This window comes from Beijerinckia sp. 28-YEA-48, assembly GCF_900104955.1.
In the GTDB taxonomy this organism is placed as follows: domain Bacteria; phylum Pseudomonadota; class Alphaproteobacteria; order Rhizobiales; family Beijerinckiaceae; genus Terripilifer.
This window is the reverse complement of the sequence record NZ_FNSI01000001.1, coordinates 4,037,264-4,057,043: the sequence shown is the minus strand read 5'-3', so window position 1 is coordinate 4,057,043 and position 19,780 is coordinate 4,037,264. Positions and strand designations below refer to the sequence as shown.

At 59.3% G+C, this 19,780-nt stretch carries 17 protein-coding genes; 11 read left to right on the top strand and 6 right to left on the bottom strand.

What is annotated here, in order from left to right; translation table 11 throughout:
* Nucleotides 1-139 precede the first annotated feature (139 nt).
* From BLW50_RS18950 to BLW50_RS18925, 6 genes are all read left to right on the top strand, one after another.
* Entirely contained in the window at nt 140-1,525 is a 1,386-nt protein-coding gene (locus tag BLW50_RS18950) for an efflux RND transporter periplasmic adaptor subunit (RefSeq protein ID WP_170850246.1), read from the top strand.
* Nucleotides 1,526-2,230 carry an ABC transporter ATP-binding protein gene (locus BLW50_RS18945; protein ID WP_090705394.1) on the top strand — a complete coding sequence of 235 codons (705 nt, stop codon included), beginning with the start codon at nt 1,526-1,528 and terminating at the stop codon, nt 2,228-2,230.
* Nucleotides 2,227-3,450, top strand: coding sequence for an ABC transporter permease (locus BLW50_RS18940; RefSeq protein WP_090705392.1), 1,224 nt, complete (start codon nt 2,227-2,229; stop codon nt 3,448-3,450). The genes BLW50_RS18945 and BLW50_RS18940 overlap by 4 nt, the downstream gene beginning before the upstream one ends.
* 33 nt (nt 3,451-3,483) lie before the next feature.
* Nucleotides 3,484-3,849 (top strand): response regulator transcription factor, encoded by a 366-nt coding sequence (locus BLW50_RS18935; protein ID WP_090705389.1) that lies wholly within the window; start codon nt 3,484-3,486, stop codon nt 3,847-3,849.
* Between the two features lie 277 nt (nt 3,850-4,126).
* A complete protein-coding gene (locus BLW50_RS18930; protein ID WP_090705387.1) occupies nt 4,127-5,599 on the top strand; it encodes an aldehyde dehydrogenase family protein in 1,473 nt (490 codons plus the stop codon).
* Nucleotides 5,600-5,717: 118 nt separating this feature from the next.
* Nucleotides 5,718-6,662 carry an NAD-dependent epimerase/dehydratase family protein gene (locus BLW50_RS18925; protein ID WP_090705385.1) on the top strand — a complete coding sequence of 315 codons (945 nt, stop codon included), beginning with the start codon at nt 5,718-5,720 and terminating at the stop codon, nt 6,660-6,662.
* A gap of 29 nt (nt 6,663-6,691) precedes the next feature.
* Here BLW50_RS18925 and BLW50_RS18920 read toward each other — a convergent pair whose 3' ends face one another.
* Together BLW50_RS18920 and BLW50_RS18915 are read right to left on the bottom strand one after the other, a co-directional pair.
* Nucleotides 6,692-7,054: a winged helix-turn-helix domain-containing protein gene (locus BLW50_RS18920; RefSeq protein ID WP_090705383.1), complete on the bottom strand. Its 363-nt coding sequence runs from the start codon at nt 7,052-7,054 to the stop codon at nt 6,692-6,694.
* Between the two features lie 116 nt (nt 7,055-7,170).
* Entirely contained in the window at nt 7,171-7,989 is an 819-nt protein-coding gene (locus BLW50_RS18915; protein ID WP_170850245.1) for a substrate-binding domain-containing protein, read from the bottom strand.
* A 96-nt stretch (nt 7,990-8,085) separates the two neighbouring features.
* Here BLW50_RS18915 and BLW50_RS18910 point away from each other — a divergent pair, with 96 nt between their 5' ends.
* Nucleotides 8,086-9,555, top strand: a complete 1,470-nt coding sequence (locus BLW50_RS18910; protein ID WP_170850244.1) for an aldehyde dehydrogenase family protein — start codon at nt 8,086-8,088, stop codon at nt 9,553-9,555.
* Between the two features lie 74 nt (nt 9,556-9,629).
* On the opposite strand, the gene msrA is transcribed toward BLW50_RS18910, so the two are convergent.
* The 3 genes from msrA to BLW50_RS18895 form a co-directional block, all read right to left on the bottom strand.
* Nucleotides 9,630-10,361, bottom strand: a complete 732-nt coding sequence (gene msrA / locus BLW50_RS18905) for a peptide-methionine (S)-S-oxide reductase MsrA (protein ID WP_090705378.1) — start codon at nt 10,359-10,361, stop codon at nt 9,630-9,632.
* A 14-nt stretch (nt 10,362-10,375) separates the two neighbouring features.
* Nucleotides 10,376-12,157: a cytochrome c biogenesis protein DipZ gene (locus BLW50_RS18900; RefSeq protein ID WP_090705376.1), complete on the bottom strand. Its 1,782-nt coding sequence runs from the start codon at nt 12,155-12,157 to the stop codon at nt 10,376-10,378.
* Between the two features lie 151 nt (nt 12,158-12,308).
* On the bottom strand, nt 12,309-13,436 hold the full coding sequence (locus BLW50_RS18895) for an LVIVD repeat-containing protein (protein ID WP_090705374.1): 1,128 nt from the start codon (nt 13,434-13,436) through the stop codon (nt 12,309-12,311).
* 264 nt (nt 13,437-13,700) lie between these two features.
* On the opposite strand from BLW50_RS18895, the gene BLW50_RS18890 reads away from it, so the two are divergent.
* Complete coding sequence (locus tag BLW50_RS18890; protein ID WP_090705372.1) at nt 13,701-14,684, top strand: Bug family tripartite tricarboxylate transporter substrate binding protein; 984 nt, start codon at nt 13,701-13,703, stop codon at nt 14,682-14,684.
* 17 nt (nt 14,685-14,701) lie between these two features.
* A complete protein-coding gene (locus tag BLW50_RS18885; RefSeq protein ID WP_170850243.1) occupies nt 14,702-15,475 on the top strand; it encodes an alpha/beta fold hydrolase in 774 nt (257 codons plus the stop codon).
* Between the two features lie 481 nt (nt 15,476-15,956).
* On the opposite strand, the gene BLW50_RS18880 is transcribed toward BLW50_RS18885, so the two are convergent.
* The gene (locus BLW50_RS18880; RefSeq protein WP_090705368.1) at nt 15,957-17,198 is read right to left on the bottom strand and encodes a restriction endonuclease; all 1,242 of its coding nucleotides are present in this window, start codon (nt 17,196-17,198) and stop codon (nt 15,957-15,959) included.
* A gap of 359 nt (nt 17,199-17,557) precedes the next feature.
* Here BLW50_RS18880 and BLW50_RS18875 point away from each other — a divergent pair, with 359 nt between their 5' ends.
* Nucleotides 17,558-18,781 (top strand): tyrosine-type recombinase/integrase, encoded by a 1,224-nt coding sequence (locus BLW50_RS18875; RefSeq protein WP_090709351.1) that lies wholly within the window; start codon nt 17,558-17,560, stop codon nt 18,779-18,781.
* Nucleotides 18,778-19,722 carry a hypothetical protein gene (locus tag BLW50_RS18870; protein WP_090705366.1) on the top strand — a complete coding sequence of 315 codons (945 nt, stop codon included), beginning with the start codon at nt 18,778-18,780 and terminating at the stop codon, nt 19,720-19,722. Before BLW50_RS18875 ends, BLW50_RS18870 begins: the two co-directional genes overlap by 4 nt.
* Nucleotides 19,723-19,780: the final 58 nt, after the last annotated feature.

The following is a 19,780-nucleotide window of genomic DNA, read 5'->3' as shown; positions in this document are numbered from 1 at the left end:
CCTGCTTTCAGCCGCGCATTTTTACGTCGCTTGGGCGCTTTTGTCAGTGCGGCCAGTTGATCGGCCGGACTGCCAAGCGGGGGCTGACATTATGATCCGCGGGCTTGCGATAAGAGCCGCTGTTTTCACAAAGCGTGTCATGCTCGGCATCGCAAGCTTGACACTGACGGGTGTGGTTCTTGGCATTTGTGCGTTGTTCTTCAGCGCCGGCGTTGGTCATGACAGTTCCTGGCTCGGTCGCACGCTTCCCGATGCCGCCGCAGCTGCGGCACAGTCTGATGATGCCGGGCTCGTTTTCGCGACTGTTCAAAGGGGCGCGTTAGAGCAATACGTCACGGTGACAGGAACGTTGCAGCCCGTGGATACCGTCGAGGTCGGTTCTCAGATCGCCGGCCAAATTTCGCGGCTGTTTGTCGATTTCAACGATCGGGTTGCGGTTGGCACGCCTCTGGCGGAAATGGATCAGCGGACGTTCAAAGCCAAGTTGGACGAAAGCCGGGCCTCTCTGGACATAGCAATCGCGGACGTAAATGCGGCGCAAGCCAAACTCGATCGCGCACACATCGATGCTGACAACGCCAATGCCAACGGCGCGGTGCTCGCCGCAAGGTTGGAAAATGGGCGCGTGCAGCTGTCGATGGCGGAGCGCGGCTTCCAAAGAAAAGAGGCGCTAAAATTATCGCAAGCGACATCTTTGGCATCCGTCGACGAAGCGCAGGCCGAGCTTTCCGCGCGGCAACAGCAATTCAAGGAGGCAGAGGCTGCCGTTAAGGCCAACGCCTATGCGGTTGCGGGCGCGCAGGCTGATATCAGGCGGTTGGAAGCGGAGCTGGCGCAGAGCAAAGCTTCAATTCCCCTGCGTCAGGCGAGTTTGAAGGTGGCGGAGATTGATCTGGACCGAACGACAATTCGATCACCAATCGATGGCGTCGTCGTCGGGCGCTTCGTCAACAAGGGGCAAACACTTGCTGCCGGTCTTGAGGTACGCACCGCCTTCAATGTCGCTCACAATCTTGAGGAAATGGAAGTTCATGCCCGGGTCGACGAAACCGATATCGGACGGGTTGTATCTGGTCAGCTGGCCTATTTCAGCGTCGATGCTTATCCGAAACGCCGTTTCTCCGCCGTCGTCAGGCAGGTGCGGAAAGCACCGCAGATTGTTCAGAATGTGGTCACCTACACCGTTGTGCTGACGACGGACAATCGAGAGGGCCTTCTGCTTCCAGGCATGACCGCCCTTGTTAAACTTTCCGTCGGCCGAGACAAAGACGTCCTCAAGGTTCCGCAAGCCGCTTTGCGGTTTCAGCCGAAAGGCTTGGGCGAACGCGATAAGCCGCGTGCCGCGGCACCCACGGTCTGGAAGCGAACGGCGCGTGGTATTGGCGCGGTTCCTGTCGCGATCGGGGATTCAACTTCAGACCAGGTTTCGATCAGCTCTGGAAATATTTCCGAACATGATCAGGTCGCCATTGGGCAACAATCGGAAGAATCCCGCCGTCTGTTTGGTTTCAAAGTGGGGCTTTAAATGACAACGATTGTTTTAAAGTCCGTTTTCAAATCCTTCGAGGTTGGCTCAACGCTCTTACCCGTTGTCCACGATATGTCCTTGAACATTGGTCACGGCGATATGGTGGCGATCATGGGGCCATCCGGGTCGGGCAAGAGCACGTTGATGAATATTATGGGGCTGCTCGATCGCCCGACCTCCGGCTCGCTATATCTAGACGGTCTTGATGTATCGAAGTTGGCTGAAAATGATCGTGCCAAACTCCGTGGTCAAAGCATCGGTTTTGTTTTTCAAGCTTATAATCTGCTCCCGCGCTATACGGCGATCGATAATGTAAAATTACCGCTCGTCTATGCGGGCGTATCCGAAACCGAACGGACAAAGCGCGCCAAGCGCATGCTGGAACTGCTCGGCATGGGGCACCGCATCGATCATTTCCCTCATCAGCTTTCCGGAGGAGAGCAGCAAAGGGTTGCGATTGCCCGGGCGATGATTGCATCGCCAGGCTTGATTCTTGCCGATGAGCCCACAGGCGCCGTCGATAGCCGAACCGGCCGCGAGATACTTGCGCTCTTCTCAACCCTGCACAGATGCGGACAAACCGTGGTGATCGTAACGCATGATGCCAATGTCGCGGCATGCTGCGGTCGAACGATTCGCGTCATGGACGGCAGGGTCGTGGAGGATACGGCTGAAATTCCAGGTGAAGGAATCGCGGCGTGAAATTCCATGAAACCATACTGTTCTCTTTGCGGTCGCTGCGGCACAATCCATTGCGTAGCTTTTTGACTATCCTTGGAATCGTGATCGGCGTTGCGTCCGTTGTCACGGTGCTCGCGATCGGTAGTGGAGCTCAGGAGAAAGTTGCGAGCGAGATCCGCGCCGTGGGATCCAACGTGTTGATGATAAATCCCGGCGCCGCGCGCGAGGCGGGGATTCGGTTGAAAGCGGGCACGCGCTTGACGCTGACGGAATCGGATGTGGCAGCGATTGTCCACCAGATCCCGCAGATCATCGCTGCGGCGGGTTCGCTCTCTGGAAGCGCCCAGGCCGTGCACGAGAACCAGAATTGGAACACGACCATCAATGGAACGACGATGGATCATTTCGTCGTGCGGAATTGGAGTTTGAGTTCAGGTCGCGGCTTCTCTGGAGACGAAATGCAGGAGGCGGGTAAAGTCGCCATCCTGGGTAGTAGCGTCGTGAAGGAATTGTATGGGGCGGGGGCAGATCCTGTTGGATCGGAAATCCGCATTATGAATGTGCCATTTGAAGTTATCGGCGTTCTCGCGTCAAAGGGGCAGAACCAGGACGATGTGATTTTTGTTCCGCTCTCGACGGCGAAACTACGGTTCATGGGCAGCGCAAGTGGCGTAAACCGTGACGCGGTCGCCTATATCATCGCAAAAACCGCATTCGAAGAAGACATCCCCGTGGCAAAGGAGCGGGTGGAAAAGCTTCTTCGGCAGCGCCATCGTCTCATGGAAGAACGAGAGGATGATTTTAAGGTGACCGATCCGGCGGCTGAAATGGATGCTCAGCGTAACGCCACGCATACGGTTGCCGTTCTCCTGGCTTCTATTGCCTGCGTGTCTCTGTTCGTCGGCGGCATCAGCATCATGAACATCATGATTGTATCGGTGACGGAGAGAACGCGCGAGATCGGCATCCGCCGGGCCGTTGGCGCCCGCAGTCAGGACATTCGTTTGCAGTTCCTCGTGGAAGCCTTGGTTTTATGTATCGTGGGTGGATTAATCGGAGTGGCAGTCGGAATCATTCTCTCGCTCACGGTCGCTCGGTCGGCAGGATGGCCAACAATGATCGACGCCCAGGCCATCTGTTTGGCGGTCTGGTTCGCGGCCGTTATCGGCGTTTTCTTTGGTTTCTACCCTGCTGACAGAGCTTCACGAATCGATCCGGTAAAGGCGCTAAAGGTTGACTGATGAAGAAGCGTCTGCCGGAAACAGGAGGAAGGTATGATCCATACTAAACCTTGGGGAGGACGCGTATCGCCTCGATCATGTCCGGTTCTCCCTGTCCGAGAGAGCGTCATTCCGGTTTCGCCAACCGAGCGCGAACGTGAACTCATCGCGCTGATCGCCGAAGGCTTGCAGAACAAGATGATTGCGCATCGGCTTAGTATCTCGCCAAACACGGTGCGCGCACACATCGGCAATATTATGCGGAAGTATGGGCTGCACAACAGAACGCAAATTGCGATGACCCTCACGGCCATTATTGATAACAAGCCGATCGGGACTCTGTGCAGCGATAAGACGGCCATTGAATTAAGCAATATCGATGAGGCCCATCCAGAGGGCTGGCTACTTTCGGCGCCCTAGCGTCGCTGCCTGGCAATGAGGCTCGTGGTCGCCTCTGAGCCCCGGCAGCCGGCGCGCGCCCCAGCTGGCCCCTTCAAGCTCCGGGCAATTCCAGCGCAATCGACCAGATGCACGAACATCCGCGCGCGGGTTGGCCCTCGAGCCCCCGAGCTCTTTGCTTCATTATATCCATTTAGATATAATAAAGCGTCCCTCTGCTCTGGCTTCATGAGAGCCAAGTGCTGGGAGATCCCTAGGGAGCAGAAAACCGGCCGGCGTTAGCCAAAAAGGATCAAAAATGGTCGAAATCACATCCAATACCGAACCGCCCGTGCATGAGCGCTTGCTGATAGACGGCGAATGGCTCGACAGCGCCAATCGCATCGAGGTCCGCAATCCCGCCCGTCCCGACGAACTCGTCGGCACGATCGTGCGCGGCACGCCCGAACATGTCGATCAAGCCGTGTTGGCAGCCAAGCGGGCGCAGCGCGCCTGGGCGGCGAAAAGTTTCATCGAGCGCGCCGCGCTTCTCGCGCAAGCCCTCGATAATATCGACAGGGATATTGGCCGCCGGGCGCGCCTGTTCGTTCGGGAAAATGGCAAGACCCTGCCGGAGGCCACCGGCGAAGTGGCCGGCACGGCCAAGCGCCAACGCATGGCTTTGCAATATGCCGGCGAACTCGATGCGGGCCGCAAGATGCCGGCGCCACATGGCCGCACGGTCGTCGTCAATCGTCCTTACGGCGTTGTCGTCTCGATCGTGCCGTGGAATTCACCGCTCAGCCTGGCCTTCACCCAGATCGTCGCCGCCCTCCTGGCTGGCAATGGCGTGGTGCTGAAGCCGCCGGAGAGTTGCCCGCTGGCGCTGACGCAGACCGTCGGCTTGTTCGCGCAGGCCCTGCCGCCGGGCATCATCAACATCATCACCGGCTTGCCCGGGGAAATCGGCGATGCGCTGACAACCCATAAGGATGTCGGCAAGATTGGCTTCACCGGCAGCATCGCCGCCGCCCGTCACATCATGGCCAATGCCGCGCAGAGCATTAAGGGCGTCACCCTGGAACTCGGCGGCAATGATGCCGCCATCCTGCTCAAGGATGCCGATCTGAGTGACAAGACCATGGACGCCATGGCCGGCGCGACCTTTCATATGACGGGTCAGGTGTGCATGGCGATCAAGCGCATTTATGTACCCGGTGAAATCGCCGAGCAGTTCGAAGAGGCCTTCACCAAAGCGACCGATCGTCTCGTTGTCGGTGACGGCCTCGAAGCGAGCGTCAGCATGGGGCCGCTGCATACGGCGCGTGCTCTGGTTCGTGCTCAAGGCCTGGTCGATGACGCCAAGCAGCGTGGCGCCAAGGTGGAAGCTGTTGGCTCCGTGGCTAATGAAGCTGTCTTCGCCCAGGGGCATTTCATGCGCCCGACAGTGGTGACCGGTCTTGGCGAAGATGCGCCGCTGATGACGGAAGAGCAGTTCTGCCCCGTGATACCCATCGCTCGTTACGATGACTTCGATAACGTTATCGAATGGGCGAACGACACGGTGTATGGCTTAAGCGCCTCACTATGGAGCCGCGATGTTGATGCTGCGATGAAACTAGCGCCGCAGCTTGAAGCCGGGCAGGTGTGGATCAATGCGCACGGCCCGCATGCGACCAACCATCTCGCGCCCTATGGCGGCGTCAAGCAGAGCGGCATTGGTCGCAAATCGGCGATCGACGGCATTTACGAGTATTTGCAGTCGCAGACGATCACCAGCTACGAACGATAAATCTCAAGCGTTCAATCTATGCAGAGTGGTGGCGCCAGTGTAAGACCGCTGGCGCCGTTACATGAAAATCGCATGCCTGAAAACAGGCAGCATTCATCACTAGGGAGTGAGACTATCCATGGTTACATTGGTCACAGGTGCGGGCCTCATTGGCACCGCTTTCGCTCGCCACGCCATGAAGCGCGGGGAACATATTGTCTTCCTCGATCCAGAGCCACGGCAGGATTTTCTGCGCTTCAAACTTGGCGACAGTGGCTACGATCTGGTTCGTAAAGACATTCGAGATCTGCCGGGGCTCATTGAAACCATCGCGGCGGCCAAAGCGACGACCGTGGTGCATACCGCCGGCCTGATTGGTGGGCGTGTTCAGAAATCCCTCGCCAATGCGTTCAGCATCAATCTGGGTGGCAGCAACAATATCGCGGAAGCGGTGCGTCTCACCGGCGTGCGGCGGTTGGTGCAGGTGTCGACCTTCGGCGTCTATGATCCGTTTATCCAGCCCACGGGCCCGATCGGCGAGGATTTTCCACGCGGCGGTAAGCGCGGCTACGGCAATCTCAAGGGCGCGATCGAGCTGATGCTTGAGGCCTATGCTGCTCAATATGGATTTGAGCTGGTGATGTTGCGGCCGGCCAATGTCTATGGCTACGGTCATTTCTCGGCTGGCTCGACGGGCGGCATGAAGATGCAGGCGCTGCTTGAGGCGGGCTTGTTCAACACGAAGGCGACAATCGCCAGCGCCCAGACCATGGCCACCGAATATGTCTATGAGGATGACGTGGGCATCGCCGTGGAGCTTGCCGCCACCGTTGCCGCGCCGTCGCGCACGACTTTCAATATTGGCAACGGTGCCTTGACGACCTTTGATGAACTCGTTGCGGCAGTGAAGGCGGTGGCACCTGGCTTTCAATGTGAAGTCGAGCCAGGGGATGCGCCGCAATCCAAAGCCTATCCGCTCGATATCTCGCAGGCCGAGAAGGGGCTGGGTTGGAAACCCCAATACTCTCTTCTCGATGGCTTCCAGGCCTTTAAGGCCGAGATCGCCCGCGCCGGACGATTGTGAACGGTTGAAAGCGGATCAAGGCAGTCGGGCTATTTCTCTTTTCGGTCCGCTGCCTTGGCCCGCACACGGCGGGAGAGTTCGTCCACGCGCGTGGATGAAATGCGTTCGGCGTCGATCTCCAGCGAGCGGTAGGCCTGGATGACGGCGCGGCCGAGCAGGCTCAACTTCGCATTGCCGCCGCCGCGCCCGCCGGGGCGTGTCTCGACGAGATTGCTGTCGAACATTTCGTTGAGTTCTTCGATCAGCAGCCAAGCGCGCCGGTAAGACATGTTCATCTTCTTGGCGGAGGCGGTGATCGAGCCGCAAGTGTCCACCAGTTCCAGCAATTGAATCTTGCCTGGACCGAGCCGTTGGCCCTCATTGAAATCGATTCGAATTGAGAGGCGCGTCATAACCCTTCCGCGATGTCTCCAAAATCGGCGATCGCGGTTGCGGTCACCACAGTGGAACCATTCCAGTCTGCGGGACAACAGTCAACTTGGCGTTAAGGGTTTGGAAAAGAGCTGGTTTAAGGCGCGTGCGCGACGGCGATGAGACCGTTTTTCTCGATGATTGTCTGTCCGGTTTCGGACAGGATGAAAAGGGCCAGACGTTGCGCCGGAATGTTGGCGGTGAGAAGGGTCAGGCCATAGAGCACTGGCACATCGATCTCAGCCGGCAAGGGGATCATCGTCAGATCGGGCGCTTCCGCGAGGGCGCCGGCGGCACCGCTGCAATAATAAATCAGCGCATCGGCTTTGTCGGCGAGAAACACCGAGGCCGCGAGGCTCTTGCCGGGCAGGGACGCCAGCACGTTCGAACCAATGACTTTGATCGCCTTGGCTTCGAGAACGGCCTTTGCGCCGGGGCGTATCGCGTTGACGCGGTCGAAAGCGGCCCATGTATAGTCGCCGCCTGGATCGATCACGGGTGTTGACGTGGCCAGACGCACCTCGGGTTTCAGCAAGATGTCCAGCATATTGCCCGCGGTCATACCAAGATCTTTCCGCGCGACCACGCAGAGACGGTTGCGGGCGAAAGGAATGACGAGCGAGGCGCGGCCATCCGCGACCAGCTTGCGCGGATGATCCATATTGGCCGATAGAAAAATATCGGCCGGCTCGCCTTTCTCGATGCGCTGCCGCAGGCCGCCCGCTGGCCCGAACACGGGCTTGGCGATTTCGTTGGCGAGGCCCGAGGCGGCGATGAGCTTGGTCAGGGCCGCCGTGAGACTTCCCGCGGCATAGGCGCGGGCCGGCTCGGTCTGTGCGCTTGCAGGGCTGGCTGTCAATAAAGCACCGAGAAGACTGAACGATAAGAAGAGGCTGCGGCAGGTGCGCTCGAACATGGGTTCTTCCGGAGAACGGAGGCTTTTCAAGAGCATTGCCGCTATTTATATATAGACGTATATAATCAGGCAAGCCGATCCACGGGGAGTGTTGGTATGGAGTCTTCAACGAAAGCCGATCAAGCGGGGATCGTGCATCACAGTTTCACGCACACCATTAACGGCAGGCCCGTCGAGAGCGTGGCGATGATCGACGTCATCAACCCAGCGACTGGGACGCCTTTCGCGAAATGTCCGGATGCCACCAAGGGGCAGCTGAACCGGGCGGTGAAGGCGGCGCAGAAGGCATTCCCGACCTGGAGCAAGAAGACCTTCGCGCAGCGTCGCACCGTGCTGCATAAACTGGCGGCGGCTGTGCGCGAGCACGCGGATGAACTCGCCGAACTGATCACGCGCGAACAGGGCAAACCGTTCTCCTTGGCTCAGCACGAGATCGCCGGGACGGCCCATTCGCTGGAAGCGATGGCGAACATCGAACTCAAGGATGAAGTGCTGCGGGATGACGGCAAGAACCGCATCTCGATTCACTATCGTCCCTTGGGCGTGGTCGGTGCCATCGCGCCGTGGAATTTCCCCCTCGTTCTGGCCTCGCACAAAATCGCGCAGGCGCTTTACGCGGGCAACACGATGGTTCTGAAGCCCTCGCCTTATACGCCGCTGTCGACGCTTCTGCTGGGGGAAATCAGCCGTAAAATCCTGCCGCGCGGCGTCATGAACATCGTTGCGGGCGGCAATAAGCTTGGTGAATGGATGACCAAGCATCCCGATATCAGCCGCATTTCCTTTACCGGCTCGGTCGCCACTGGTAAGCGCGTCGCCGAGAGCGCGGCCAAAACGCTCAAGCGCGTGACATTGGAGCTTGGGGGCAACGATCCTGCCATCGTGCTGAAAGATGCCAATCTGAGCGAAGCGACGGCGAAAATCTTCAATGGCGCTTTTATGAATGCGGGTCAGATCTGCATGGCGGTGAAGCGCGTCTATGTGCCGGAGCAGATGTATGAGCCCGTGTTGGAAGCTTTCGCCACCTTGGCGAAGAACCATCGCGTTGGCGAAGGCTTCGAGGCCGGCGTACAAATGGGCCCGCTGCAAAATAAGATGCAGTTCGACAAGGTGATGGACGTGCTCGAAGACGCCAAGCGTCAGCCCGGCGTCCGCGTGATTGCCGGCGGCCACAAGCTCAATCGTCCCGGCTATTTCATCGAGCCGACGATTATCGCGGATATCGCCGACGACACGCGCCTGGTGCGCGAAGAGCAATTTGGTCCGGTGTTGCCGGTCTTGAAATACACCGATCTTGATGATGCGATCGCGCGGGCCAATGACACGAGCATGGGACTTTGTGCTTCGGTCTGGACCCAGGATCTTGAAAAGGGCGCGGAAGTCGCCGCGCGCATTGAAGCTGGAACGGTGTGGGTCAATCACCATGTCGGCTCGGAGGCCGATATTCCGTTCGGCGGCTTCAAGGAGTCCGGGGTCGGCCGCGAGCACGGCGTCATCGGCCTGCAATCTTATATGGAGGCGCAGGTCATCAGTGTGCCGGTGCCCCAGGCCAAGGCCGCTGAATAGCTTTCGACGGGATTAGCATCAGAAAGCCCCGGGCTTGCCCCGGGGCTTTCGTTTATTGGCGGCAGTCGCCGACTTCAATCTGTCGCGTCGCCGACCTTGACGAGTGTGGGCTGGGCCCGTGCGATGTCGGGGAAGACGCGCATCAGGTTTTCGACCTTCGGCTTGTCGTTGATGACGATATAAGGATTGGCCGGGTGTAGCGTCAGGTAATTCTGATGATAGGCCTCGGCCGGATAGAAGGTCCGGCCCGGTTCGATGCGGGTGACGATGGCAGCCCGGAAGAGCTGAGCGCCGTTGAGCTGAGCGATATAGGCCTTGGCGACCTTTTCCTGCTCGGCATTGGTCGGGAAGATCGCGGATCGATATTGCGTGCCGACATCCGGGCCCTGCCGGTTGAGCTGTGTCGGATCATGAGCCACGGAAAAGTAGATCTGCAGCAGCTTGCCGTAACTGACCTTCTTGGGGTCGTAGGTGATCTGCACCGATTCAGCGTGACCCGTCTTGCCTGAGCTCGTCTGCTGATAGGTCGCTGTCGTCTTCTCGCCGCCGGCATAACCCGAGACCGCGTTGATCACACCGTCCACATGTTGGAAGACCCCTTGCACGCCCCAAAAGCAGCCGCCGGCGAGCACGGCGACAGCCGGGCCGGAGGCGCTCTCATCGACGGTGGGCGGCGGCAGGATGACGGCCTGTTCGGCGGCCACGCTGTCGCGCATGAAGAAAGCCGTCGATGCGGCGATGCCACAGGCGGCCACGATCGCCACCAGTTGAGGCTTTCCGAAAAACCGAGCCACTGGATCAGACATGAGTGTTCTCCCGTTTAGCCGAATGTGAAGGCATAGGCCTGCACGCCAGGATCGAGGAATTCGATCTCGAAAAGATGGTCCGTAATCGCGCCTTTTTGACGGATGAGCTGATAGAGCCGCTGGTCCGTGACCGTGCCGTCGCCCTGGGCGTCGGTATCGACGCCATGATCGTCGCCTGGCGCATGGCCATCGATTTTCACGCGAAAGCGAACCGCCTGTCCACTGGGCGGCGCGGCGAGGACCAGATGCAGGTCGCGGGCGTGGAAGCGATAAACGATGCCAGCGCCTGGCGCATTGGCGGTGGCGCGTTCCAGGCCGACCGACCAATTGCCCGAGAGGCCCCATTCGTTCAGGCGCGGGCTGCCTGGCTGATAGTCGCGCGGCTGATCTTGTATGGCCCCACCGGGGGAGATGAAATTCTGTCCGCGCATGGTGCCCAGATAAGTTTCCGGCGACTGCACGTCTTGAACCTGGCTCGAGGCCTCGATGCCGGCAAGTTTCACGTCGACGACATCGTTCGCAATATGCGTCTGCCCGGCTTCCTTGAGCAGCTGCTGAATGACGCGTTCGGACTCGTCATAGCTGCCTTCGCCGAAATGGTGGTGGCGAATGCGGCCTTCGGCATCGATGAAGAAATGCGCCGGCCAATAGTTGTTTTCGAAGGCGCGCCAGATTTTATAGTCGTTGTCGATGGCGATCGGATAGTCGATCTTGAGGGTGGCGGCGGCTTGTTTGACATTGTCGATGCGCCGTTCGAAGGCGAACTCCGGCGTATGCACGCCGATCACGACGAGCCCGTCGTTCTTATATTTCTCGGCCCAGGCCCGAACATAAGGAATGGCTCGGAGACAGTTGATGCAGGAATAGGTCCAGAAGTCGATCAGGACGACCTTGCCCTTCAAGCCTTCCTTCGTCAGCGGTGTTGAGTTCAGCCAATCGTTCGCCCCCTCCAGAGAGGGCATTGGACCCTCGACGCCAAGCGTTTCGCTTGAGGGGGCCTTGGTGTCAGGCGCAGCGCCGTTCTGGCTCATCATCGCGCCGCCTGCGCCTTTCGGCGTGCTCTGCTCCGGCCGAAGGGCGCCAATGAGTTTCTGCTCGACAGAGTTTGTCGCGGTGACCGACAATCGCGTGAGGAACCCCGTATCCCAGCCAAGGCCGATGACGACCACCGCCGCGAGGACCAAGACACCGAGGCCGCGGCGCACGATTTCGCCGACGCCAAGAGAACGCTTCATCGCCGCGAAGACCTTGCCGCCGGCAAGCAAGGCCAGCCCGAGTGAGGTGGCCGCGCCGAGCGCATAAGCGAGAAGCAACAGGGTCGTTTGCGCATTGGCGCCATTCAAAGCCGCGCCGGTCAGAATAAGCCCCAGGATCGGCCCGGCGCAGGGCGCCCAGAGCAGGCCGGTGGCGACGCCGAGGACGAGCGAGGATGCGACGGCACCCCTGGGGTGATCATCGTTTCCGGCCGTGCTTTGCGAAAGACGATTGCCGAGTGTGACGAGCGGCTGCGTCAAACGCTCGGACAGCGAAGGGAAGAGCAGGGTCAGGCCGAACACGGCCAGCAGCGCCATGGCGATATATCGGCCGTAGACATTGGCCTCGACCACCCAATTGCCGCCGACAGCCGCCAAGGTCGCGATGACGGCGAAGGCCGCCGCCATGCCGATCAAAAGCGGCAAGCCGTTGCTCAGAAAGGGGCGGTCGGCCCGCGCGAAGACGAACGGCAGAACCGGCAGGATGCAGGGGCTGACGATGGTCAACACGCCGCCGAGGAATGCGACGATGTAAGCGATCATATCTGGTGTCCTGTCGGTCGAATCCTCTCAACCCCGAGGCAGAACCCCCTTGGCCACCTTATCTATATCTCATTGTATGTATTCAATCGCGGCCCCCAGGATCACGTTCCTGGGAGGAGGCTTCAAGCCTCCACCCTTCGAAGGACGTGCCTTAGATCCGCTCAACGATGGAAAGGCCGGAAACGCGGTCCATCAGATAGACCAGGCCGCGTTCGTCCATGAACACGTCATTGCTGGAGGCACGCCGCCCTGCGGGCGCGTCGGGAATGTAATGGGCGGTCTCGCGTGGCTGCATCGGGTTGGAAATGTCGAGGAAGCGTAACCCCTGCGCAAACCAGGCGACAGGTACCTCGGTCCCGCGGATGATTTCGACCGGCTGGTGACAGCCCGTCATGCTCGGGTTGCGTTTGCCGTGGATGCCCTCGACCTGGAATGTCGCGACCGGGACCGGCCGCGTCTCGTCGGTGGCATCGACGATCCAGATGAAGGCGGCCAGTTCCGGCGCCATTTCCGGATCGAGCGGGTTGACGTCTTCGTCCGCCACAATCAGATAGCGCCGCCCATTGATGGCGAAGGGCACGGGCACCAGCGAATGCGTCGGCCACGGAAACGGCGGGCTCCAGTCGAAGCCGGAAATCTGCTTCGGTTGGCTCATGTCGCTGATGTCGAGAAGAACGCCGCCGCCGTGCCAATAGCTGACATATAACCGATCGTCCCGCCGGATCGCATGATGGCAGCGATGCTGACGGTCGGGCCATGAGGGTGTTTCGCCACCGGCAATCCATTGTCCCGGCATCCACCAACGCCCAACTTCGCGTGGTCTCACCGGATCGGCGAGATCGAGGATCATCACGATATTGCCGATATAGCCATCGATCTCCGGCGAGATATAGGCATAGCGCCCATCGAAGGTGAAACGATGCACGCCGGTGCCGTCGCACTGCCAGCGGGTGATCTCGCGCGGTGCGTGCGGATTGCTGATGTCGTAGATGCCCAGGCCGCCGCGCAGGCCTTCCTTCGCCGCGATGTCGGGCGAGACGATTTCGTGATTGACCAGCATCAAGCCATTGGCGGCTTGAACCTTGTGGGAATGCAGCCCCCACGGGATCGTCAGATGGGCGATCGTCTTCGGCTTGGACGGATCGCTGAGATCAACGATCGACGTGCCGCTCGGCGCGCTCATGTGGCCGATATAGCCATAGTCGCCATCGACCACGATCTGTCCGCCGCCGGAGCAATCGAGCCGCCCGACCTCACGAACGCCCTTGCAAATGGCCATGTTTCAACTCCCTCAATCCTTGGATGTTTCGAGGCACGAAAGATGATTCGCGTCTCCGATGCAAACGCTGAGATGGCCCGCTGGACGGCCCGCGTGGACACTTTCGTGCGATCTCTTATGATGGAGAGGGCGCGCGCAAGCTGTCACAAGCACATGTGACAGCGCCTTTTGAAGCGATCGCTTAAGGGAGAGGCTGGATATCGCCGGAAGGCGTCTAGACTGGCCGAGAATGTCCACGAAGGACATCGTCATGCGAGGAACGCCATGAATATTGCCGTGCCAAAGGCCCGTTCTCTTTACTTGTTCGTGGCTTTGACGATGCTGGCGCTGTTTCCGCAGCAGCGCGCGGCAGCCCAGACATCACCCTCCGGCCCGGTCCGGATCATCGTCGGCTTCGGTGCCGGCTCGACTGCGGATATTGTCGCGCGGCTGGTTGGGCGGCATATGGAAAGCGTGATCGGCCAGCCGATCATCGTCGAGAACCGCCCAGGCAATAGCAGCATGGTGGCCGCCGAAACGGTGGCGCGGGCGCCGAAGGACGGACAAACCCTGTTCATGGCGACGGTCGCCAATACGTTGAATCCGGTTCAGGCGCGCCTGCCCTTCAACCTTGGGAAGGACATGGAACCCGTGGCGCTGCTGGGTGTCAGCCCGAACGTGCTTGTTGTTCATCCCTCCGTCGCCGCCCGTAATGTGAAAGAGCTCATGGCGATCGCCAAGAGCAAGCCCGACACATTGACGTTCGGCACCTCGGGCGCCGGCACTGCCAGCGACCTTGCGACCCGCCTGTTCAACATCAAGGCGGGATCGAACGTGGTGTCCGTCCCCTATCAGGGCGGCGCCAATCAAGGCATGACGGACCTGCTCACCGGCCGCATCAATGCCATGTTCAATGTCGGCGTGGCGCTGGCGCCGCATGTCGCCTCCGGTGCGCTTGTCGCTCTGGCGGTGGGGCAGCCCAAGCGCGCGACCATCCTGCCTGATGTGCCGACGATGGACGAACAGGGCATTCCCGGCTTCGATGTCGGCATCTGGATCGGCTTGCTTGCGCCGGGCGGCACGCCGGCTTCGATTGTCGATCAGATGGCGCAGGCGGCCAATGGCGCGCTGAAAACCGAGATGGTGATGACGTCTCTCAAGACGCAAGGCATCGACCCGATCGGCGCGACGCCCGCCGAATTTCGGAAGTTCATTGAAGCTGATATTGAGAAATGGCGGTCCATCCTCGCGGCGAGCCCCCAGCAATGAGCGATCAAGAGACTGTCGTGTGGCACACAACCATTGGCCACGGTCCTGAACGGGTCATCGCTCTGCACGGATGGTTCGGCGATCATCGCGCCTATGCCGCGCTCTTTGATAGTCTCGACGTCGAGCGTTTCACATATGCCTTTGTCGATTACCGGGGCTATGGCCATTCGCGCGATCTCGCTGGCGCTTATTCGATCGAACAGGTGGCGCGCGATGCGCTGGCGCTCGCCGATCACCTGGGCTGGAAAACATTTCATGTGATCGGCCATTCGATGGGGGGCAAGGCGGCGCAGAAAGTGGCGATCGATGGCGGTTCCAGGATCAAATCCCTGGTCGCGATCACGCCGGTTCCAGCGCCCGCCATGCCCGTCGACGACGCGACGCTCGGCTTCTTCTCAGGCGTCTGCGACAGCGACGAAACCGCTTTGGCGCTCATCGGCGGCTCTGTCGGTGATCGATTGTCGAAGGTCTGGATGCGGCATTTGCTGGCCGGCGCGCGCGCCACCGCCAAGCCGGAAGCCTTTCGCAGCTACATGCAGTCCTTCATCCACGATGATCTCTCGGCGCGCGCCGAAACGGTCACGATCCCGATCCTCGCCTTGGCTGGCGAACATGACAACGGCGTTCGCGCCGAAATCGTCCAGGCGGTCTTTCCGCACCTGTTCAGCAACGCCGATGTCACCGTCGAAATTTTGAAAAACAGCGGCCATTATCCGATGGACGAGATTCCGGTCTATCTGACGACGCGGATCGAAGCGTTTTTGCTCGCTGCAGCGAAGCGCGCTGGATAGCTCTAGCCGTGCAAAAGGTCTTCAAGGATTCGGCTGCGATCCCTTCGGTGACCAAACGAGAAGTCGCTGAAGCTCCGGGCGAGATGACTGTCCGTGTTTCAGCTCGGTCGCGGACCAGCCCGCGCCCGTCGTGGACCAAATGCACGATCTCGTTTCGTGACAAGCCGAGTGTGTCCCGACAGGTCAGAAGGTTTTTCGTCGCGTAGCCGTAGAAATACGGCGGGGCGTCGGAGTTGACGGTAGCATGCAGGCCGTGCGGCGCATCCAAAGGTCGAACCTTCGATCGCGTTCTGGTCTTTCCTCACAAGGCTGCCTGCAAATGGCTTGAGACCGCTGATCTCAAGCATATCAAGGCGGTCACATCACACACGCATGTCGGCGCAACCCGCGCCAAATACAGCTTCGCTTATGTGCATGAGAGCGAGTGCTCTTCGCTGACGTCACGACTTACGAGGCGTGAGATGCAGCGGCATCGCCAGACCTAATCGCAGCTATCGAAATACTGCGGCGTGCCGTCCCACAGCGCGTATAGCATGCCGTTGCCCCAAAAGTTTTCACGTCCGTAACTTTCACTACGGTAGGCCACAAATCGTATCGGATCGAGAGGGAACAGCTGGCCGTTTTCATCTGGCATCTGTGTGCCTCGTTGACCATCGCCGGATACGTCCCGATGGCCGATCGGGCGCAGGATCGCCTCGTGCGGATAGTCCGCCTCGATGACAGCAAACGAGTTGTGACTCGCGACGGAGCCCCAATGCGCGACGACGATGCGGCCGTTCAGCGGTGTGGGGGCGCGTTTGTCAAGAAGAGGTGGTAGCGAAAGCGCGCCGCCGCTGAAGTACGCCTCTAATTGCTGCGAAATAGTGGCGCACCATTCCTGAATGCGTCCGAGATCGGCCAGTTCGAGCTTTGGAAGATGAAGTTTTTGCCGGGCATTGTGGGCATACTCCCGCGCGCCAGGTAGATAGCGCGACGTCGTTGCGAAGATCGCGTTTGGCGCTCCCTCGACCGCCGCGACGCCAAGGAGAGCCGCAACCGCATCGAGCCCAATAGGCTTATTGGTGTATCGTTTGGCCTGAACGACCGCGACAACCTCGGGGATCGCCTCGCTTTGATAGAGACGATGGTCGATCCCTCGATCGCCGCTTCCTGGTCCAATCTGCGTGTGAAAGCCTTGGTTCTTGAAGACCGCGTCGAGGAATTCCTCAAACTGGCGCCATCCGAGCTGCTTCAGCCGGTCTGGATCTCGGGCGAAGAACTCGAAAACTTCACTGTGCAGGCTATAGAGCCGACGCTCTGATAGCTTTTGAATCCACTGCCAACGGTAGACTTTTAGCAGGTCGGCTTGAAACGCCTCGTTTTCGGGAATGATCAGGGCTGAGGTGGACGTTTGCAGTTCGTACCAGAAGCCTTCGCCCTCTAGCAGCGCCCGGAATTCCGCTTCTAACTGGTCCGTCTCGTAGTGTACGCTGTTAAACATCGAAACGAGCGCGCCGTCCGAGACGAGCAGCAAACCCTCCCCGAGAAACGGCGCTTCACCTCGGTGGACGAACGGCGTTTTGAAGTCAGAGTCGTGCCATAGTTCATGCTTTGTGGCCCAGTCGATGATCTTGGCCTTAAGCGCTTCAAGCCGCCCCAAAATCGCTTGGTCGCGCAGCAGGACGTCGCCAGTAGGCATCGCCTGCGAGGCTGGAATATGATCGTGGGGCCGGAGACTTTCCATGCCTCATACTTAGCATGACTCGTTGTTGCGAGGGGTGACCGGAGAAAAGCCCAGGCCGACTTGCGAAGCAAAAATACGGCAGCCATTGCGATCACCGGTGACTATTTTCGGGGTGAGCTATCCCGCTTGTGAGACCCATCTTTTATCGCGCTACGGAGGGCTGTCGCGCGTGCGCTATTCAAAAACGCGTGGTGGCGGCGGTTTGATGGCGGAGGGAGCGTCCGCCTAATACGTTTCCGCACCGCTCCGCCACAGTCGGGAAAAGCCGTCGCTCACAGCTATTTGTCATGTAAACATTCCGCCGTTTCCGCTGCATTCCGCCGCTAGCCGTGGTAAAAGTGTGGACGCAAGTGTGGATCATGGCAAAGCTAAAGTTTACCGCTAAATCAGTTGAAAGCGCTCCAGCTGGCAAGCATTCCGATGCCGGCGCCATTGGCTTGTATCTGCATGTCAGTGAGGGCGGGGCGGCCAAGTGGGTATTCCGGTTTCGTTGGGGTGATCGCCAGCGAGAAATGGGCCTAGGGCCAGCCCGAGGGCAGGGCGCAAAATCACTGGCTGAGGCGCGGGCTGAAGCCATGGAGGCCCGCCGGAAAGCTAGGGCCGGTATTGATCCGATGGCCGCGCGGTCAAAGGTCGAAACTGCTCCGACCTTTCTTGCCTACGCTGAAAAGCTGATCCCCGAGATCGTCAAAGAATATTCGAACCCTAAGCACCGGCAACAATGGCTGAACACCATCAAGCAATATTGCAGGCCGATCCATAAGACGCTCATCGATCAGATCGGCGTGCCAGAGGTGGCCGGCGTGCTGCGGCCGATATGGACAACAAAGCCCGAAACGGCCTCGCGCGTGAGGGGCAGGATAGAGCGCATCCTTGATGCTGCGACGGCAGAGGGCTTTCGCAAGGGCGTTAACCCCGCTGCATGGAAAGGTGTGCTGAAACCCCTGTTCTCCAGCCCGGTGAAACGGATTGAACGTCACCACGCGGCAATGCCCTATGACGACGTTCCCAAGTTCCTTCCCAAGCTAAGGGGCGCTGAAGGCCTAGCCCCGAAGGCTTTGGAACTCACTATCCTGGCTGCTACGCGGTCGACCGAAACCTTGGCGGCGAAGATCCCTGAATTCGACATTGCAGCTGCCATATGGACCATTCCGCCCGAACGCATGAAAGCGCGCGTTGAACATCGCGTACCGTTGTCGACGCAAGCGCTGGACCTTGTGAAAAGCTTGCTCGTAGGCAGGACTGAGCGGGACGGAGACTTTCTGTTTCCAGGCGCGAAGAAGGGCCGGCCGCTGTCCAATATGGCCATGGCAATGACGTTGCGCCGAATGAATGTCAAAGGCGTCACGACGCACGGCTTCCGATCCAGCTTCCGCGATTGGGCGGGAGACGCCACGGCATTCCCCCGAGAGATTGCGGAAGCTGCCCTAGCTCATACGATCAAGGATAAGGCTGAGGCCGCCTATCGGCGCTCTGACGCGATTGAGCGCCGCCGCAAGCTCATGCAGGCCTGGGCGGATTACTGTGACGGCCAAATAACTGGAAATGTCATTCCGTTACGTAACGGGAGCGTAGCCGGATGAAGGATAGGGCTAGCGCCTACCGGCAGCAAATTAAGGACGCCACCGACGAATGGATCATCAACGGGGATACCGAATTCATTTGGGAGGCCGATGAACTCTATGGGCCTTGGCGTGATGGCTGGCATGGTCTCCCCCGCGTTGCCTATAAAAACAAGCTCCCAATTACCGAGTTTCTAACCGCCCGTATGGTGTCGCCACGAGGCTTTGCGGGCCGCCCTCAGGTGCGCTTTAGCCATTTCCCTATCGTAGAGCTTTTTGCGCGGCGTGCTGTCGAAGTCGCGTTTCTTGCCGCCCAACAGCAGGGAAGCGAATGGCGGGATATTCAACTGTCCAACTATCGTGAGATAGGTGCGCTGGCCGAAAAGATTGGTCAAGCGATCGATGACTTTGTGCTGTTCTGCGATCCATACAAGACTTCCGAGGCAACCAAATGGCTGGCCGTTGGGAATGTGATCCGAGGCACGATGTATAGCGGAGCGGCCCTGTCCGCAGCGCCGAAAGACCTGGCTGAGCGTATCGATGGGGCCAAAGATGCCGTAGCGGCCTTAGCGAAGGTGAAGGCCTTTGCAACAGCCATGCGCACGGCCGCCGATATAAAGGATAAGGCGCTTCCGCGCCTGAAAGGACAAGTTGACCCAACTGAAAACGCATTCCTCGACGTGATGCAGAAAGCCTGGATTGCGCTTTTCCACGAGCGCGTACCATCGAAGAAGGAGGGAAGTGTTTTTGTCGGTTTTGCACAGGCGGCGTGGAAAAGTGCCTTTTCGAGCGATGATGCTCCGGCCTTTGCACGGGCAAGTGAACGGGTGTCGCCTATAGATGACCAAGAGTTTGAAGCGCTCAAAAAGGAATGGCCGGATTGGGCGTCAAAGTGGGTCAGTCCAATCCCGTGGCCAAAGCGCTTTCTGATAGGGGACAATCCACAGCTGGAAAATAATTAGGTTTGTCATACCTGCGGCGATTCCGCCGTTTCCCTAGCTTTCCGTCATAGCCCGAATG

Bases quoted from the DNA above. Each gene is read 5' to 3' on its own strand.
- BLW50_RS18900 (WP_090705376.1), bottom strand. From the start codon at position 12,157: ATGATCGCTTACATCGTCGCATTCCTCGGCGGCGTGTTGACCATCGTC.
- BLW50_RS18945 (WP_090705394.1), top strand. From the start codon at position 1,526: ATGACAACGATTGTTTTAAAGTCCGTTTTCAAATCCTTCGAGGTTGGC.
- BLW50_RS18950 (WP_170850246.1), top strand. From the start codon at position 140: ATGCTCGGCATCGCAAGCTTGACACTGACGGGTGTGGTTCTTGGCATT.
- BLW50_RS18870 (WP_090705366.1), top strand. From the start codon at position 18,778: ATGAAGGATAGGGCTAGCGCCTACCGGCAGCAAATTAAGGACGCCACC.
- BLW50_RS18875 (WP_090709351.1), top strand. From the start codon at position 17,558: ATGGCAAAGCTAAAGTTTACCGCTAAATCAGTTGAAAGCGCTCCAGCT.
- msrA (WP_090705378.1), bottom strand. From the start codon at position 10,361: ATGTCTGATCCAGTGGCTCGGTTTTTCGGAAAGCCTCAACTGGTGGCG.
- BLW50_RS18935 (WP_090705389.1), top strand. From the start codon at position 3,484: ATGATCCATACTAAACCTTGGGGAGGACGCGTATCGCCTCGATCATGT.
- BLW50_RS18925 (WP_090705385.1), top strand. From the start codon at position 5,718: ATGGTTACATTGGTCACAGGTGCGGGCCTCATTGGCACCGCTTTCGCT.
- BLW50_RS18910 (WP_170850244.1), top strand. From the start codon at position 8,086: ATGGAGTCTTCAACGAAAGCCGATCAAGCGGGGATCGTGCATCACAGT.
- BLW50_RS18915 (WP_170850245.1), bottom strand. From the start codon at position 7,989: ATGTTCGAGCGCACCTGCCGCAGCCTCTTCTTATCGTTCAGTCTTCTC.
- BLW50_RS18890 (WP_090705372.1), top strand. From the start codon at position 13,701: ATGAATATTGCCGTGCCAAAGGCCCGTTCTCTTTACTTGTTCGTGGCT.
- BLW50_RS18880 (WP_090705368.1), bottom strand. From the start codon at position 17,198: ATGGAAAGTCTCCGGCCCCACGATCATATTCCAGCCTCGCAGGCGATG.
- BLW50_RS18895 (WP_090705374.1), bottom strand. From the start codon at position 13,436: ATGGCCATTTGCAAGGGCGTTCGTGAGGTCGGGCGGCTCGATTGCTCC.
- BLW50_RS18930 (WP_090705387.1), top strand. From the start codon at position 4,127: ATGGTCGAAATCACATCCAATACCGAACCGCCCGTGCATGAGCGCTTG.
- BLW50_RS18920 (WP_090705383.1), bottom strand. From the start codon at position 7,054: ATGACGCGCCTCTCAATTCGAATCGATTTCAATGAGGGCCAACGGCTC.